General features: G+C 27.8%; 22 protein-coding genes. 6 read left to right on the top strand and 16 right to left on the bottom strand.

The window, feature by feature from the left end; all coding sequences use genetic code 11:
• Positions 1-84: 84 nt before the first annotated feature.
• Genes H8923_RS16310 through H8923_RS17785 form a run of 4 tightly spaced genes read right to left on the bottom strand, consistent with a single transcriptional unit; the run spans position 85 to position 709 of the window.
• Positions 85-252, bottom strand: a complete 168-nt coding sequence (locus H8923_RS16310; protein WP_172976756.1) for a DUF6906 family protein — start codon at positions 250-252, stop codon at positions 85-87.
• The gene (locus H8923_RS16305) at positions 249-395 is read right to left on the bottom strand and encodes a hypothetical protein (protein ID WP_172976755.1); all 147 of its coding nucleotides are present in this window, start codon (positions 393-395) and stop codon (positions 249-251) included. The genes H8923_RS16310 and H8923_RS16305 overlap by 4 nt, the downstream gene beginning before the upstream one ends.
• Positions 392-595: an aspartyl-phosphate phosphatase Spo0E family protein gene (locus tag H8923_RS16300; RefSeq protein ID WP_153972951.1), complete on the bottom strand. Its 204-nt coding sequence runs from the start codon at positions 593-595 to the stop codon at positions 392-394. Before H8923_RS16300 ends, H8923_RS16305 begins: the two co-directional genes overlap by 4 nt.
• Before the next feature lie 21 nt (positions 596-616).
• Positions 617-709, bottom strand: coding sequence for a hypothetical protein (locus H8923_RS17785; protein ID WP_317982899.1), 93 nt, complete (start codon positions 707-709; stop codon positions 617-619).
• Between the two features lie 182 nt (positions 710-891).
• On the opposite strand from H8923_RS17785, the gene H8923_RS16295 reads away from it, so the two are divergent.
• Positions 892-1,056: a YjzC family protein gene (locus tag H8923_RS16295; RefSeq protein WP_153972950.1), complete on the top strand. Its 165-nt coding sequence runs from the start codon at positions 892-894 to the stop codon at positions 1,054-1,056.
• Positions 1,057-1,231: 175 nt separating this feature from the next.
• Here H8923_RS16295 and H8923_RS16290 read toward each other — a convergent pair whose 3' ends face one another.
• From H8923_RS16290 to H8923_RS16270, 5 genes are all read right to left on the bottom strand, one after another.
• The gene (locus H8923_RS16290) at positions 1,232-1,816 is read right to left on the bottom strand and encodes a site-specific integrase (RefSeq protein WP_153972949.1); all 585 of its coding nucleotides are present in this window, start codon (positions 1,814-1,816) and stop codon (positions 1,232-1,234) included.
• A 228-nt stretch (positions 1,817-2,044) separates the two neighbouring features.
• Positions 2,045-2,329: a hypothetical protein gene (locus H8923_RS16285; protein WP_153972948.1), complete on the bottom strand. Its 285-nt coding sequence runs from the start codon at positions 2,327-2,329 to the stop codon at positions 2,045-2,047.
• Between the two features lie 20 nt (positions 2,330-2,349).
• A complete protein-coding gene (locus H8923_RS16280) occupies positions 2,350-2,550 on the bottom strand; it encodes a hypothetical protein (RefSeq protein ID WP_153972947.1) in 201 nt (66 codons plus the stop codon).
• Between the two features lie 19 nt (positions 2,551-2,569).
• Entirely contained in the window at positions 2,570-3,532 is a 963-nt protein-coding gene (locus H8923_RS16275; protein WP_153972946.1) for a rolling circle replication-associated protein, read from the bottom strand.
• A gap of 146 nt (positions 3,533-3,678) precedes the next feature.
• A complete protein-coding gene (locus tag H8923_RS16270; RefSeq protein ID WP_153972945.1) occupies positions 3,679-3,846 on the bottom strand; it encodes a hypothetical protein in 168 nt (55 codons plus the stop codon).
• A gap of 150 nt (positions 3,847-3,996) precedes the next feature.
• Between H8923_RS16270 and H8923_RS16265 the strand changes: the two genes are divergently transcribed.
• On the top strand, positions 3,997-4,362 hold the full coding sequence (locus H8923_RS16265) for a helix-turn-helix domain-containing protein (RefSeq protein WP_153972944.1): 366 nt from the start codon (positions 3,997-3,999) through the stop codon (positions 4,360-4,362).
• A gap of 234 nt (positions 4,363-4,596) precedes the next feature.
• Here H8923_RS16265 and lexA read toward each other — a convergent pair whose 3' ends face one another.
• Positions 4,597-5,226, bottom strand: coding sequence for a transcriptional repressor LexA (gene lexA, locus H8923_RS16260; RefSeq protein WP_153972943.1), 630 nt, complete (start codon positions 5,224-5,226; stop codon positions 4,597-4,599).
• Between the two features lie 522 nt (positions 5,227-5,748).
• Between lexA and H8923_RS16255 the strand changes: the two genes are divergently transcribed.
• Positions 5,749-6,915, top strand: coding sequence for a replication initiation protein (locus H8923_RS16255; RefSeq protein ID WP_153972942.1), 1,167 nt, complete (start codon positions 5,749-5,751; stop codon positions 6,913-6,915).
• Between the two features lie 46 nt (positions 6,916-6,961).
• On the opposite strand, the gene H8923_RS16250 is transcribed toward H8923_RS16255, so the two are convergent.
• Together H8923_RS16250 and H8923_RS16245 are read right to left on the bottom strand one after the other, a co-directional pair.
• Positions 6,962-7,624: a hypothetical protein gene (locus tag H8923_RS16250; RefSeq protein WP_153972941.1), complete on the bottom strand. Its 663-nt coding sequence runs from the start codon at positions 7,622-7,624 to the stop codon at positions 6,962-6,964.
• 110 nt (positions 7,625-7,734) lie between these two features.
• Positions 7,735-7,935, bottom strand: coding sequence for a glycosyl transferase (locus tag H8923_RS16245; protein ID WP_153972940.1), 201 nt, complete (start codon positions 7,933-7,935; stop codon positions 7,735-7,737).
• A gap of 396 nt (positions 7,936-8,331) precedes the next feature.
• On the opposite strand from H8923_RS16245, the gene H8923_RS16240 reads away from it, so the two are divergent.
• The 3 genes from H8923_RS16240 to H8923_RS16230 all read left to right on the top strand — a co-directional run bounded on the left by H8923_RS16240 (position 8,332) and on the right by H8923_RS16230 (position 10,383).
• Positions 8,332-8,577, top strand: a complete 246-nt coding sequence (locus tag H8923_RS16240; protein WP_153972939.1) for a hypothetical protein — start codon at positions 8,332-8,334, stop codon at positions 8,575-8,577.
• 45 nt (positions 8,578-8,622) lie between these two features.
• Positions 8,623-9,564 (top strand): ParM/StbA family protein, encoded by a 942-nt coding sequence (locus tag H8923_RS16235; RefSeq protein WP_153972938.1) that lies wholly within the window; start codon positions 8,623-8,625, stop codon positions 9,562-9,564.
• 627 nt (positions 9,565-10,191) lie between these two features.
• Positions 10,192-10,383: a hypothetical protein gene (locus H8923_RS16230; RefSeq protein WP_153972937.1), complete on the top strand. Its 192-nt coding sequence runs from the start codon at positions 10,192-10,194 to the stop codon at positions 10,381-10,383.
• Positions 10,384-10,914: 531 nt separating this feature from the next.
• On the opposite strand, the gene H8923_RS16225 is transcribed toward H8923_RS16230, so the two are convergent.
• Genes H8923_RS16225 through H8923_RS16210 form a run of 4 tightly spaced genes read right to left on the bottom strand, consistent with a single transcriptional unit; the run spans position 10,915 to position 16,973 of the window.
• Positions 10,915-11,835, bottom strand: a complete 921-nt coding sequence (locus H8923_RS16225) for an N-acetylmuramoyl-L-alanine amidase (protein ID WP_187127991.1) — start codon at positions 11,833-11,835, stop codon at positions 10,915-10,917.
• 2 nt (positions 11,836-11,837) lie between these two features.
• The gene (locus H8923_RS16220) at positions 11,838-12,302 is read right to left on the bottom strand and encodes a phage holin family protein (RefSeq protein ID WP_153972980.1); all 465 of its coding nucleotides are present in this window, start codon (positions 12,300-12,302) and stop codon (positions 11,838-11,840) included.
• Positions 12,303-12,361: 59 nt separating this feature from the next.
• Positions 12,362-12,559 carry a hypothetical protein gene (locus tag H8923_RS16215; RefSeq protein ID WP_153972979.1) on the bottom strand — a complete coding sequence of 66 codons (198 nt, stop codon included), beginning with the start codon at positions 12,557-12,559 and terminating at the stop codon, positions 12,362-12,364.
• On the bottom strand, positions 12,543-16,973 hold the full coding sequence (locus H8923_RS16210) for a carbohydrate binding domain-containing protein (RefSeq protein ID WP_207724081.1): 4,431 nt from the start codon (positions 16,971-16,973) through the stop codon (positions 12,543-12,545). The genes H8923_RS16215 and H8923_RS16210 overlap by 17 nt, the downstream gene beginning before the upstream one ends.
• Between the last annotated feature and the right edge of the window lie 26 nt (positions 16,974-16,999).

The following is a 16,999-nucleotide window of genomic DNA, read 5'->3' as shown; positions in this document are numbered from 1 at the left end:
ATATAAAAAAATATTTCATCTAAATTTACCTTTCTATTTCTTCAAGAGCTGCCTTATACTTTTTATTAGATACTATTAATTCCATTAACATCTACTACCATCTAGTTTAAAATACTCAACTTTATTAGTTTCTTTATTTATGAAACCTATTTTATTTTGCAATTTTCTTTCTACCAGGTAATTTTCTGAATTTAATCCTAAACTTGCTAGAAGTTCTTTTTGACTTCTACTTAATTTTTTACCGTGTTTCATTCGTACTGCAACTCCTTTGAACGATTTATTATTTTTAATTCTTCGATAGCTTCATTCCATACTTCTTGAACTGTTACTCCATTTTTAGCAGCAATATGTTCTGCTATTTCATTTAACACTTCTGCTTCTTCTAAAATATTCATTTTTTTAATCCTTCACTCTTATATTTTTTTAATCCTTCACTCTTATATTTTTTTAATCCTTCACTCTTATATTTTTTTAATCTTTCTTTTTGTTCTAAAGCTATATACCTGTCCAATTCTTGACTATATACTAAAACTTTCTCATGTCTTAATCCGTATTCTTCAATTAATTCATTTAGTTTATTTTTTAATTCTCCCATGACTCCCCACCTAACTGTCTTTTACTTTAATAATTCATCAACTGTTACTCCTAAGCAATCAGCTATTTTCTTTACTGTATATATCCCTGGATTTTTATTCTTTCCATTTAAAATATCATATATATATCATTTACTAATTCCTGCCTCTTTCGCCATTTTATACGCTTTAATTCCTTTTTTAGCTAAATTATACTGTATATTTTTACCAATATTCAATTTTTATTCCTATCTTTTGATATAATTTTCTTAGGTATATTCTCGGTATACCATAATTTTTTATAGAAGGTGGTGGTATTATGAGTAAATTAATTAAACCTGGCACTGACAATAAACCTGCTGGAACTTATATTGAAGTTGGTCCTAGGGGCGGTCAAGTTAATAATCCAAGAGTAGTTAACATTGACTCTGGTGATAGACTTCCTCCAACTCAAAAACCTGGTCATAAATGGACTAAAAAATAATTAAATCTTAATTTTTCGCTTAGATATGTAGAATATTTTTCCAAATATATTTATTTGTATCCATGATTCTGCATATCTTTGTTTATTTTCTTTGTACTTAGTTATATAATGCTTAATCACACTATCACCTCCTATTTTTTTGTATCTATATGATTAATCAAATTAATCAACTATTTTATTTAATTAGTTCATCTGCATTTAAGATGTCTCGTATTCTTAATGCATTAACCATATTATTTACTACTAATCCTTCTATAGCTCTTCCATTTTTGTAAATTAAATACTTTCCACATACTTTTTCTATAGAATGAATTTCTTTTATTTTGATTTTACTTTGCTTTAGATCTATCTCATTATATTTTTTTATAATCTTTGCAATCATAGTCCCACTAAGTGGTTTTTCATTAACTAGATCTTTTGTAAATATATAATCTTTATTGTCTTTATATCTGGTCAATGTTTTTAAACCTGCTGTTATTTGAGGAGATATCGCTATTCTAAAAACTCTATCCCCTCGCTGAATCCGTATTAATGAGAATGAACTATCTATATCTTGCACTTGTAAATTGCTTATTTCTGAATACTTTAAATTTCTCTTATACAATTCAACAATAATATTATTTCTTATAGTCCTATACTCTTTTTCTGTACTTTTGCTTATTTCAAATTGTTTTAGATCAACTTGTTTGCCATCCAAGTTTCCTATAGATATCTTTTTAAATTCTTCCATAACTGTTTCGTTTTCTCGTGTTTTTTCCAACTTTTCACAACCACTTTCTTAATATCAAATTCTCTACGGTTACATAATTTTACATTTTTTGATATACTTTATTTATGCATCTTTTTAGATGCTTTATATATAAGTCCTAGTATTATATTGAATTTCTTTTTGTTTAAACTATTAGCCCACTTCCTTAATTTTTTAACTATATCGGTAATACTTTTTTATAATACTAGGACTCTTTAATATTCGATATAATATAGTCATTCAACTCTTCAAAGGATTTCCTATATATCCTAAAAACTCGCCAAAGTCATTTCTTATTTCATAGCACCATTCAAACTCGGTAAAAATATTTTCAGGCCTTTTTATTTCAGTCACTCTAGTTTTTGAATGTATGTCTATGTTTCCATTCTCGAATTCTATTATCAGATACTTTGTTAAAGTTTTTCTTCCTACAACTCTTTTTATCTTTGATCTAATGAATACATTGTGTAATTGAAAGTAGAAAAAACCATCTTCTAAATTTGTACTTATCAATTTTTCAATCATAATACTTACCCCTAACTCAATTATTTTTTTGGATCATAAGGTACTTCAATTCCAACTATTTGAGCTTCTAGTTTTTTATTTAACTCATCTTCTTTTATTTTTTTATCCGTAGGTTTGTAAATAGCACATTTTTTTCTGCAATTTTCTAAATGCACTTTATCTCCTATGTAATTTAAACAAAATCCATCTTCGCCCTTACGAGCATACTCACACTTTGCCATTTAATTTCCTCCTATTTCCTTATTTTGACTTATCAATTTTCCTCATCAAAACATGTATATATGGCATGTTTGTCCATTTATTTTTTGTAATTTCAAATTCAATTAATTTATATCCTGGATTAATCTTTTCCATCTCTTCTTCAATAATGTTTCTATTAGAATCCATATTATAAATTTTTCGCTTTGATACTTTTTTTGAGGTAGTTATAACAGGCTCTTTTAAGCCTTTGCTACATCCCCACCTCTTTTTCCCATTTGGGTCTTTCGATAGGTATTCTGCCAAATCGGTTATGTGTCTGTCGTCAGGATCAATACGTCTTATGTTATTTCTCCTACTGTACTTCCAACAACTTTCAACTTGATCCATTGATAATTCAGAACTAAGAATCATGTGTACATGATACTTCCCTTTTCCTTCTTTAGATATCTCAATAACATACATATACTTTATTTTTTTATAATTTTTCTTTTTAATCTTAGATGTAAGTTTCTTACCTTCTGCTTTCAACTGTTGTTTTAAAAATTCATAATTAAGCTTTTTTATATATGCCATTACATGCTTTTTAGCTTCTTCATATGTTTTAGGTCTATTTTTATCTGTGTAATTAAGAGTTACATAATAATCACCTTTACCAAAGTTGGTATTTGCTTTTCTAATGAAATACTTAACAGCATTTTTGTTATTAAGATTTTTTCTTGATTTAGTTGTTCCCTTAACTCTGAATTCTTCGGGTACATCTTTTTTAGGGAAAAGTGGATACATTTCCATTTCTCTAAGAGGTCCCGAAGTTATAGTTTTTGTTTCATAAATACACTTAGCTCTTACATCTAATATTTGATCTATGTTATTTAAAGTTATTATTTCATCATCAATAGTCACTTGATGTTCATTCATTCTGTCTATTAACTTTTCAAAATCAAGTTCTGTATACATATTCTTTTTCTTAGTTCTTCTCTTTTGACCACACTTTACATTTGACATACTTCCCACCTATTTTTGTATTACTTTTTCTCCAAACTTTATCACTTAGTACAAGTCCGCTAAAGGCTCACCGAACCTTTTGAAAAAACTGGACTTTATTTAGTTTTTATTGAGTGTGATTTGTACTAAAAATCACACTCTTTTATTTACTTATTTTCTGTTGAATATTTAGATTCATTTTCTAATCTTACTCTTTCCCTTGTGTCTGCAGTTCCTCTTATGTAAGCCACAACTGCTTGTTTATCTTTTTCATCAATCAATTCAATATCTTTAAAAATTTCATTTAACATTTTGACTTTTTCTGAATATGTCATATATATACCTCCTATTTTGTCATTTTATGTGATTGTAACATCATTTTATGCGATTTTCAACTATTTTTTGTCATTTTATGTGATTTTGTTTTGTGTTTTACTATTTTATGTGATATCATTTATTTAGATAATTCATTTCAGGGAGGAAGTATGAAAGAAAGAGTTAGATTAATAAGAAAAGCTTTAAATATGACCCAAAAGGAATTTGCTAATTCAATAGGGTTAAAATCATCAAGTGCTATAGGTAATATTGAATTGGGAATTATTGAACTATCACAAAGAAATATAGATTTAATTTGTCGTAAACATAATGTAAATGAAAACTGGTTAAAATATGGCGAGGGTAATATGTTTAACAAAGTTTCTATAGATGATGAGTTTGACTTATTAGTTGGTAGTTTATATGCAGAGAATGATAAGTTTAAAAAAAATATTATAAGGGCTATGTTAAAATTAAATGATGAAGATTGGGTTGTTATTAAGAAATTTACAGAAGAGTTAAAAAGAGGCATATAAAATAATTTATGCCTCTTTTTTTTCTCTATTTTTATATAAGAACCCCTTTATTATATTTGATATGTTGATTAAAAATAAATCATCATCTGGAATTTCATCAATAAGCTTTTTTATTTGTTCTTTCATAACTCCTCCCAATTATAAAAAATATCCAAAATTTGCCCCCTAGAAGGCTTTTTATTCCTTTTTTCGATACTTTATTCAAATAAAGGTTATTTTTCGCTTAAATTGGCTTTAATAAATTGTTCTCATGCTCCCTATGATTTCACCCACTACTTTAACTCTTTCACTGTTAAGCTCTAAAGATTCATATAGTTCATTTTCAAATTCTAATCTTACTAAATCATTTTTTACTTTGTAATATCTAGCAACTACAACTTTTTTGTAATCTATAAATACAATTGCTATTTTCTTATTGTTTATAGATCTTTTATAGTCTATAAGAATATAATCATCTTTTAATATCCCTGCTCCTATCATGCTATCATCTGACATTCTTATTATAAAATTACTGTTACCTCGCAAAAGAAACGCAGGTAATTTAATAACCTCTGTTACATATTCTTTTGCTATAGGATTAGAAAGTTTTATTTTGTCAAGAATAGGAACCTCTAGTATTTCTTGATTCATTCCTTCTACAAACTCTATATCTTCATGTAAAATTTCTATCGTTCTTGGCTTATCTTCATCTCTCTTTATGTATTTTGCTTCTTCAAGTTTTTTAAGATGATTATATACCGTACTAATTGAGTTTAATCCAACAGACTCAGCAATTTCTCTTATTGTAGGAGCATATTTTTTTATTTTTATGTACTCCACTATATATTTATATATTTCTTCTTGTCTTTTACTTAAAGTCCCCATATTGCCACCACCTAATCAAAATATGAAACATATGTTCTTTATTTAGACATTATCATATCTAAAATTAAATTGTAAATAGTTTTGGTAAAAAACGAACATAGTTTCTATATTAAAAGGTAACAATTTGATACGATTACTTAATACTATTATTTTTTATTAAAATTATTTTAGTTTTATTTTTATAAAAGTTGTTTGTTTTTGTAAAAAAACACCTTTCATAGTATATAAATAGTATTTAATAGTATTTAATAGTATTTAGGGATTCCTGAATGCATTGGTATAACTAAGGTACAAGAGTCTAAAGGTAACAATTTGATACGGAAAGGTAACAATTTGATACGGAAAGGTAACAATTTGATACTCTAAAGGTAACAATTTGATACGGAAAGGTAACAATTTGATACTCTAAAGGTAACAAAGAGTAAAAAGTGTTGCATTTAAGAAATCACTTATGTATAATCAGCTTATAAATAGATTAAAGGTAACAATTTGATACTAGGAATAGATTGTAGGGGGATTATTATGAACGAAAATATACCAAATGAAAATAATATAGATTTATTAATGCAAGGGAAACAGTTAGTACATACATCTTATGAAGTCACAGCCATACAAAATAGAATTTTTTATTATTGTCTTTTAAATGCCCAAAAAGAAAAGAATGGGAACTTATCATGCAATGTAAAATTGGAAGATATAAAAAGTCTTATACCTAACAAAAATCAAAGGACTTTAAGTAATATAAAGAAAACTTTTCAAGTATTAAAAAATACATCAATAGAATTTGAAAAAAATGAGAATGGGGATAAGATTGAATGTGATTATAATTTAATAGCTGGGAGTGAGTATAATACAAATAAAGAAACATTTAAAATATTTTTTATGGATAGGCTATATAAACATATTATAGATTACACAATTTATGCACCGCTTAACCTAGATATATTAACGAAATTTAAAAGCTTTTACTCTCAGAGATTATATGAATTGTTAAGATTATGGAGTAGAACTGATATAGTTATAAATAAAAATTTTAAAATAGATCAATTAAGGTTTATATTAGGTGTAGAGAACAAATATCCTGAATATAAAAATTTTAAACAGAGAGTATTGAATCAAGCTATAAAAGAAATTAATTCTATCGGAAATATGAAAGTGGATATTGAAGAAGTTAAGAACGGAAGAAAAGTAGATGAAATAAAATTTATTATATTAGATTATGAAAGAAAAACATATTTCAGAAAAAATGAATCTACATTCATAGTTAAAGATAAGGATCATAACGATGAATATATTAATAATGAAATTATAGATAACAAGAATATAGAAATTGATTTTTACATACCAAATGAGAAGTTATTTACAAATAAAACTTTAGAAAGATTTAAAAAAGATTTTAAAGAATATGATTTTAGTGAAAAAAGTTTAAAAAAATTATTACAAGAATCAATTTTAGCTACTCTTGAAAAGGATGATGAAGAAAAAATAAAGGTAAAGTCATATAGTTATTTCAAAACAACTTTAACAAATAAAATAAACGATTTTCGAACTGTTAAGTCAAAAAAGAGTAAGAGACCTCACTTTGATAATTCAAATATGGTAGTTTCAGACATGTCAGGTGAATCAGTAAATATTATAGATTTAGATGACGATTATATTTTAAAAAAGAATAATGAAAAATGGGCATAAAAAAGTAGCTAGATATATCTCTAGCTACTTTTTTATTATTTACTTTTTAAAAACTTTGACGTCCTGTTGAGTAGTGGTATTTGAAATGATTACTTGAGTAAGATACTGAAAAATTAGCAGTTCCAGATTTTCCAACAGATATTTCAGTTCCTCCGCTTACTGTAGTTGTACCGTTGTTATAGAAGTCGCCATTAACTTCATAATATATACGATTTGGATCTTCTAGGTTTGTATATACTTTACCAGAAAATTGTTTTGAAGTTCCATTATATGATCTATTCATTGATGTATTTTTTATTTTACGAATTGCTCTAAATTGACCAGATTCATCTGTTTCACAATACCATACAAGTTTTGGCTTATATATATTACTTACTGTGATAGTTCTAGTTATATTACGATATGTAGCACGAACAACCTTACCGGATCTAGTCTCCTTGATAAGATTAGGATTAATTAATTTACTTGCATCTTCATAAGATAAATTTGTATTTTTAGATATTTCATTGACAACTTTCTCATATGGTCTTACTTCTTCAGGGCCTAGAATCTTAATAGCTTCATCTATTGTTATATTTTCATTTTTAGCCATAGTAGTAACCATTTCATCATATGTCATCACTTCACTAATTTCTGAATCTTTTACATCTAGATATCCAGAAATTTCTGATGAATTATCTTGAGATACCTCACTAGCGTCAACTTTCATAGTTGGAATAACCATTGTTAAAACAGATAAACATACTAACCCTTTTGCAAAATTCTTTTTTTATCTCATAATTGTTCCCCTTTTCATTTTAATTTTCATAAATATTTATTTTACTGTTTTTTTACATACCCTAATCCATATATAAGAATGCCTGATGCTATATATGAATTTATAAACCCTTGTAACATATAACCAAATTCACTTGTTAGATTTTGATTACCATAGAATAAATTAAGTGTAAATCTACCTAACGGAACGCTTAGTAATACTAAAATAAAGCCTAATACAAAAAATATTTTTTTATTACTCATTTAGTTATACACCTCCCTTTTGATAATAAGTATATATAAATTATAAAAAAAATAAATAATTTTGACAAAACTGGTCGTTAAATAGGTAAAACTAGATTTTTTTAGAAGTGAAACGGAATAATTATAATTTTGTTTTTATTTTTTATCTATTTATCTAATAGAGGTGAAAAGACACCGCTACTAGAATAATACAGATATAATCATTTTAAATTAATATTAAATTTAAAATGAAGTGTAGTATAATTGCCGATGAATTTTAGTTTTATTGTAATCGAATTTAATAACGATTTTAATGCAATTGCATTACGATTTTTAATAAATTTATTTTGAATTTAAAAAATATTGACAAATAATTCGAAATAAATTATTATTAAATTAATAAGCGAGGTGATAAACATGGGTAAAGAAACTTATAACTTACAAATACCTATAAGTACATCGTTTAAAGACATCTTAAAAGAATTAGCAGATGAAGATGATAGAGCTTTAAGAGTGTATTGTAGGAGAGTTTTAGAGGAACACGTAAAAAGTTTAGGGAAAGATATAGAAAATAAAGATAAAACTAACAAGGAAAGTGTAACAACTAAAGAAGTTACAAAAGAAACTGAACCAACGAAACCTAAAGTTGGTGGGTTTAGATAAGCAATTTAATGTACATTTAAAATTAAATATTTGGAGGAGATATAAATGAAAATAGTAAGTGCAGGAATTGATTTAGGAAATAGTATGTTAAAAGCTACTAAGTATGAAAAAGGTGAGAAAGTTAGAGTAAAAATACCTAATCGAATTGAGTATAAAGAAATACTAAATCCAAAAGCTAGAAAGTTTGAATTTGATGGCTCTGTTATTTACATAGGCGTTGGAGAACTTAACAATAATGTATTAAAACATACTAGAAAGCATTTATTAGAAGAAACTCTTTTAATGATTCACGAACTATATCCAATGGATCAGGTCTTAAAGGTTGATTTAAAATTAGGTTTACCACCGAAACAATATTTTAATAAGTCATATTTAAAAGAGTTTGAACAACATTTTAAAACTGGAGTAGAATTTAACTATGCTGTAAATGGTATATCTAAAAAAGTAACTTTTAACTCTGTTGATGTAAAAGTAGAAGGGTATTCAGCTTTTGTCAGCAATATCGATAGCATAGGAGATATAAAGCAAGATATTTTATCAATAGATGTAGGCGGAGGAACTACAGACGCTTGCAATTATAAGTTTGATTACGATGATGAAATATATTATCCTTATGAAACTGAAACTATCCCAAAGGGTGTAATTGATTTTACTGAATTAATTACTCTTTATTTCAATGAAAAAGAAAATGCAGATATAGAAAAAGATTTAATAGATAGTTTATTAAAGAATAATAAAGAATACATAGAATATAAAAATAAAAAGTACAAGTTATCTGATTATCTTATTGCTATAGAACCTCTAGCAAATGATATTTTAAATAAAATAACTAATAAATTTGGGTCGCTAGACAGATATGTTATAGTTGGTACTGGCGGAGGATATAAGACTTTCAATAAGGTGATAAAAGATCAAATATCTAAAGAAATACAACTAGATGAAGATTCTCAATTCTTCGGAAATTCAGATGGATATCTAGAGCAGTAAAAATAAACATAAAAAAAGAGAACAACCAAAAGTGGTATGCCCTCTACTCGCACTAAAGAGTATATCACTTTTTGGTTAAACATACAATAAATTAATCCTTTCTGTGATAGTAAAGCAGAAGTAATACATATAGAGCAAGTTGATAAAATTAATATAGTAGTAGATTTTGAATGTGTTTGTGATTGGAAGCATTCCAAAATTATAGATAAAAGAAAATACAAAAAATAATAAAGCGGTTGCGTAAGCTCGACTTTTTGTTGAGAATATGCAACCTTTTTAATGAAATTTTTTAAAATTATATATAAAACCGTTGACTATTGCAATGCAATAATATATAATATAAATATAGATAAGGAGGTGAACAAGTGAGTAATAAAAGAAAACAAAAGAAAAAAAAGAAGAACTCCGAACTTACCACAGCACGAATTCTTCTTTTGATAGAACTTCTAAATATAGCTAATACTATAATAGAAAAGTTCTTCTAAGACTTAAGGGCGAAAGCCCTTGAGTAGATGTTTTCTTTATTATATCACATAAAACTATGAATGATACAAATAAGTTACTAAAAATAGCTATAGCTTTAGCAATAGTAAATATTATATTACAAATCGTATTGTAGGTGAAAGAATGGAAACTAGGACAAGAAAATTAAACATAAATAAGGTTGGTGGAAATGCATCTGCAGGAGCTAAAAGAGCAAGTATAGGATTGCCTATGCCGTGGCTTGAACAAATGGATCTAAACGAAGATTATCGTGATGTAAACCTTAGTTTCGACGGTAAAAGAATAATTATAGAGAAAAAGGATCTAGAGGATTAATTCCGATAATTTCCTTTTTACAAAAATTCCAGTTTTATTGTGCATACAATGGGTAAAATAAATATTACAAAATAAGTATATCGTTACTTATTTTGTAGGCCTTAATTAATATCTATACCAGTTTAAAAACTTATCTTATTTTAAAAAAAAGGTTGCATAAACTCGACTTTTTGTTGAGAATATGCAACCTTTTTTCATACATATTTAGGTTTTTTATTTATAGTATAAGGATTATTGCAACTATCTTTAAAAATAATTTTATCATAAATCAAAATTATATGAAATATTATTTTCAAAGATAGTTGACTAAACATATAAAGTGTGTAAAATAAATACTTGTACACACTTTATATTTCCTTAAATTTGTATATATACCACTTTTGTATATATACCGTTTTTATACTTATAACATAAATATATATAAAAAGAGCTAGAGGATTAACCCCTCTAGCTCTTTTTATACCTAAAATCCATTTAATCCAATTCTAAGACGGTTCAATTTATTAACTTGATATTTTATATTAAATATTATTATTTTTTTGTATAAACAGCAATAAATGGATTATATCCTTCCTTTTTAAGTGATGTTAATTGAGCATCTGCATTCTTTCTGTTTGTATAGCTACCAGCAATTACCCTTAAATATGTTTTACCATCTTTCTTAAATGCATCTAGGAATGCACTAATACCTAGTTTCTTTAGTTCCGAAACTTCTTTTTCAGCATTTTTTCTATCTAGGTAACTATTAGTTACTACTCTATAATAAGTTGTTTCTTTTGATGCAGATGTACTTGCATTCGTATTTGGCTTAGATTCTTTTTTAGGTGCTTTATATGTAATACCAAAGTATTTGCATACACCTTTCATAGTTGCTTCAACTAGATCATCTACATTATTTTTTAATATTTTAATATCAGCTTTATTAGTATAGAAACCATATTCAATTAATATAGATGGCATTTGAGCTTTATATATTACAGTCCAGTCTTCTATTTTAACTTTTCTATCCTTGGCTTCTTTATCTAAAGACCTCATAGTTTTTACTATTTCGTCTTGTATATATTTTGCAGCATTCTTAGAGTTTGTACTAGCATTAGAACCAACAAAAGTTTCTGTACCCCTAACACTATTAAATTCTACTTTCTTTTTACCATTTTCATCTTCAAAATAATAAGCATTAGCATGATAACTCATAAGTAGAGCTTTTGGCTTACCTAACTTCTTCCAATGTGCATTTGCAAGTTCTGCCCTTTTACTTAATCCCATTTCATCTTTACCTGTAGGTGATGGATTAGTTTGATAATAATCTATACCATGATCCTTACATCTTTTTTCCATTTTTGTGTCAACCTCTTGATTAAACTTCCATTCATATAAAGATTTGTCAGGAGCACATTTACCTGCTACCTTCTCTGCATGTCCACCATCACCTAATACTAAATATTTACTCATAATTACTCTACCTCCTTAAGATTTACTTTTTCTTCTACTTGACTTCTAATGTTCTTAACCATTGGCAATAAAAAACTAGGCATATCTTCGCCTAGTATGTCATTAAGATTTTCTAAGATACTTATTATTTCATTTGCACATAGCCATAAAGCTACTATACAAGCAATTAAGAAATTAAATGGTAGTGCTATACCTATTGCAGTTGATGTATATATTAATAATTGATCTAATAGTACACCTACATATACTAAGAGCCACATAGATACTTTCTTTTTTATCCCTTTAAAAGAAATAGCAGAGGACTTTTTTTGCCCCCTGCTAGGTGCTGCTATAATAGCAGTAATATAGTCTATAACATTCGATGAAACTAATATGTATACTGGTATTGCCAATACTCCTAAAAAACTTGTTATTGCTGCAAACAATCCTACTATAAAGACTTTTACTTGATTTAAATTTTCTTCCATGTTAATCCTCCTCTTTTTTATTAAAAAAAGAGTCTTATTTTTACTAAATTAATAAGACTCTACATTAAAAAGTTATCTTGAATATATTTCATTATGTTATTTGAGTTTGTCTTTAACTCATCTTGAACTATAAATCTACTCTCCTGTGCATTGTTATTTATAGGAACCCCTGTATTTGGATCTATTTCTGTATATGTATAAGATAATCTTAATCCTTCGCTCATTTTTATTACACTAAAACTAGTTAATATTTTCATTTAATATATCCTCCTCTATTGTTTTCAATAATTCTATATTTTCTATTGATCTTTCAACTTCACTTGATATAAATTCTTGTAAAGTTTCATTTTCAATATCTTTTATAACTTCTTCATTAATGATATTCTCTATTTTCCTATTAAACTCAATTCTTTCATGGTTATAATCTTCATCTAAACCATGATTTTCTCCTATTTTCCAGTTATTAACTTCTCTCTCAAGTCTATGATCTTCATATCCTTTTCTTTTAGCTTTTAATTCATACCCAACCTCCACTCCTGGTGTCCCTTTAATGACAAAGTATATAGGTGTTCTTTCTACTACATTAGCAGTACCTTCTCCATATACACTTAAAAATACTTGGTACTTTCTTTGTGTATTTACAGTTTCTGCGAAAATTGAATCTATATATACATACGAATAGCCCTCGCTATCTAGGATCGTTTCTCCAACGTCTCCAAAATAGCAGTCTGCAGTTTCATATGCATTTATACCTACATAGCCTACAGTTGTTTCTACTATACAGTTTTTAGTTCCTGTAGCTTTAAAGTTCCCACATGTTAATGCTCCATTAGCATCATCATTATTACCATTGCCGACCTTGACATGAGTTGAAGTTGATGTAGTATTTCCACCCTTCCAGTAATTTAAATGTAAGTACCCACTTGGCATATTTGTATTTATATGATTACTTCTTATATATAATTTGTTAATCCATGTATCATAAGTAACATCATAATTTATTTTTCTAACATTGGTTAAAGCTCCACCATTAAAGTCAGTATCTTTATATATTTCTAATAAACTTGAGTTACCTTCCATTATTTTAGTACCACTCGAAGGTGATCCAATACCGATAGAGAACATATCCTTTCCAACAATGTCTGCAGATCTTTTGTTACTACTTGTTTTTCCACCATAGAAATATGCTACTTCTTCATTAGTATCTGACCACCAATTGTAGAATTTGATTTCATTCATTCCGAAATAACCAGCTTTTCTATTGCCATCATATGACGTATATTCTCCAATTAGAGATAATCTACCATCAGAATTGACTTTAAACACATCTGTGTTTGTATCTGTTTTAGTTATCTTAAATCCATTCGCTGACATTGTAGTCTTAGATCTAACATTACTTGATGTAACGGTGATACCATCTCTATCTATACTTGTTATACCTCCATAGACTTCGTTAGGATGTGGGCTCCAAGGCAAATCAATGCTACCTTCATATATACAAACATCCCCCCAGTATACTCTATTTGTATTAATAGAAGTATCATTTGCTATATATCCTAAATGATCTATATAAAATAAACCTGATTTAACATTTGCTCCTGTAGTAAATGTTAATGATACTTTTTGCCATCCATTTGGTTTACCATTATAAATGACATGGGTTGTATCAAAATCTTTTCTATTATCAACCTCTGTATATGAAATTGTGTCTGAAGTTCTAACCATTACCTTAATACCTGCAGCATTTGTTGAACTAGTTATTTTAGCTGAAACTGTGTATGTTGTATTAGGTTTCAATTTAAATCTTCTTGAAACACCTGCATTAGCACTAGTTGAAGTTTCTCCATCTCGTTGTAATCGGAAATAGTATCCAGTTTCTAATATTTTTACGCCAGTATCTAAACCAGTATATATTTTTCCCGTACTATTAGATGTATTACCCCAGCCGTTTTTATTATTTCCATATCCTGTTGAGTTTTCAACTATGTTATATCCACCAGTTTGTGTGAATTTAAGTTCAAAAGCATTAACGGTCTGCTGTACTTGGGATTCTGTTTGATAACCCTTACTATTTATTTCATCTTTAGTGTAGAAACTTTCTCTAACTACATTTGTAATAGCATTTTTAGTTATTTTACTTTCCACGTCAGACATTTTGCTTTGTAAAGTTGTAACTTGTCCATTTATTGTTGTTTGACTTTGTTCTACTGTAGATACTTTAAGAGTGATATCATTTATATTTTGCTCGATTGCACTTACTTTACTATTTGTGTTAGTAATAGTCTTATTAATTTTTACTACTTCTCCATTAACATAATCTTTAGAAGTATTAACTGCATTATCCTTAGCATCTGTTATAGCTTGATCTATATCTTCTAGTGCAGGTGTCCAATCACCTATTTTATTACCTTTTACAAGTTGTAAACCACACACTTGTAAAGTTTCTCCGTTTGCAGATGCTGTAGTTGGTTCGATTCTGATATTATAGTTAGTGACTGTAATATCAGTAAATCTGAATGTTGCTGAATACTGTTTCCACTCTGTTGTTACAGTTCCTAAACTAGAACCATGTTTTGTATGATAAGAACTATTTCCAAAGAAACCTAATATCGGAGAGTACGTTGAAGCAGAACTTCTAGCATAACAACTTATAGTATAATCTGTATTAAGCTCTAATACACCTCTTGATATTAAGTCTGATATATAATATCTAGCTGCTCCCCACGCTAATGAAGTCGTATAAATTTTACTTCCTTTATAAGTATTGGTAGTTATATTTATATTGCCATGTTGCCATTGTGAGCCACTATAATCTGTAGCATTTAAGAATAGGTTTCGAGTACTTATTTGTATATTATTTATTTTATTATCAACTTTTGCCAATTCTGTTGTATGTTCAGTTACTTTTGTTTCAGTAGTTGCTAAACGACTTGTAAAACTATTAAGATTTCTTTCAAGTTCATTTGTTTTAGTTTGAACGCCTGTAATTTGTCCTGTATGCTCATTAATTGTAGTTGTATGACTTCCTATAGTCGATTTAATACTATCAATAGTCTGTACGGTCCTATTATAATCATCTTTAAGCAGTACCGTTTGTCCATCTTTTACTATTTGAGTATTATTAATAGCAGCACTTATCTGCCCTTGCATAACACTAATAGTAGTTGACTGTGACTCTATAACTGTTTTTACGTTTGTTATAGCTTGATCTGTATCTTCTGGAGCAGGTATCCATCCGATTTCTTTATTACCTAAAACAAGTCGAATTTTAGATATTTTTAAAGTGCCATGCATTTCATCTGTTCTTATATATACTCCATTGGTATCTTTATCAGAATTTATTTTTTTTGTAATTGTATATACACCTTTTACATTATCATTTGATATTGTAACTCTTTCAAATGATAAATACTGTGGTTCGTTAGTTTGTAAGTAAAATACACCACTAGGTGTATCTCCTATGTATTCCCAATCGAACGCTACTGTGATTTCTTTGCCTTTTATATGCTCAAAGTAGTTAACGCTGTCGACAAAAATATAGCGAGCACCTGTTTTATTGAATTGACCAGCACTTACTATATCTTTACTAGTAGCAGTATTAGCTAATAAGTTTCTACCACCAAAGTCTATATTTTTTACTGTTGTAGAAAGTGTATTAAATGCCACATCTAAGGTTTGATTTTCACTATTTAAGAGAACCTTAGAACTTGCTATCTTTTGTGTATTAGTATCTTTATTAAATCCAGTAACAAAGCTGTTATAGTTAATTTGTTTCTCTCCTATAGCATCTTGAGCTATCATATTACTTTTGATTAGATCATCTGTTATAGCTTTTTCTTTAATTCCTGTATGATCTATTAATACACTTTCGCCATCTTCACCACGAATAATAAAATTAAAATTACCTTGAGTGTCTTGTCCCATTTGTATCCTAACTCTATTATTTTTATCCTTGAACTGTTGAGTAGCTCCTACAATCTCTATGCCACCATTATCAGATTTAATTCTAAATTTATTAGTAGAAATATCACCAGCATTAATCTTAGAAACATCTAGGTTAGCTATCATAGCGTTAGTTATAAAACCATTTGCTATGGTTAATTTATCCGAGGTAATACCACCAGCTTGGAAATTTTCTCCGGTTAAATTCCCAGCTAATAAGGTATTTATTTTACCTACATCGGCTTGGACTATACCTATTTGGGCGGATACAGCTTCGAGTTGAGTTATAGTTGCACTGTTAGCTATTAAATCATTTATTTGAGCTGTATGATTTACTGTCAAATTTCCTATAGTTGCTACATCGGATTTTATAGTTCCAAACTCACCTTCAATCGCACTTAATTTTCCAGTTATAGTAACATTTACAGCAATTAAATTTTCTATTTCAGCATTAACTGCTTTAAGATCTTCTATATCAGCCTTATTAATTAAAGCTTTATTTACAATAAGAAGATCTGTAACAATTCTATTAACTTTATTATTTAAATCACCAGTTGGACTAAATTCATTTTTAGTTTTACTTTCACCTTTTGCTCCTATTTCCGAAGTAAGTCCACCGTTATAAGTAAACTTTTGAGAAAAAATAGGCACTTGCCTTGTATTTCCCTTTGTATCAGTTATAGAGATAATATCTCCTACATCTAGACTAAAATCCCCTTGCCACTTCATAGAGTAGCCTATAAATTCAAAACCTT

This window comes from Romboutsia faecis (assembly GCF_014323405.1).
In the GTDB taxonomy this organism is placed as follows: Bacteria; Bacillota; Clostridia; order Peptostreptococcales; family Peptostreptococcaceae; genus Romboutsia_E; species Romboutsia_E faecis.
This window is presented reverse-complemented; position numbering and strand designations above follow the sequence as displayed.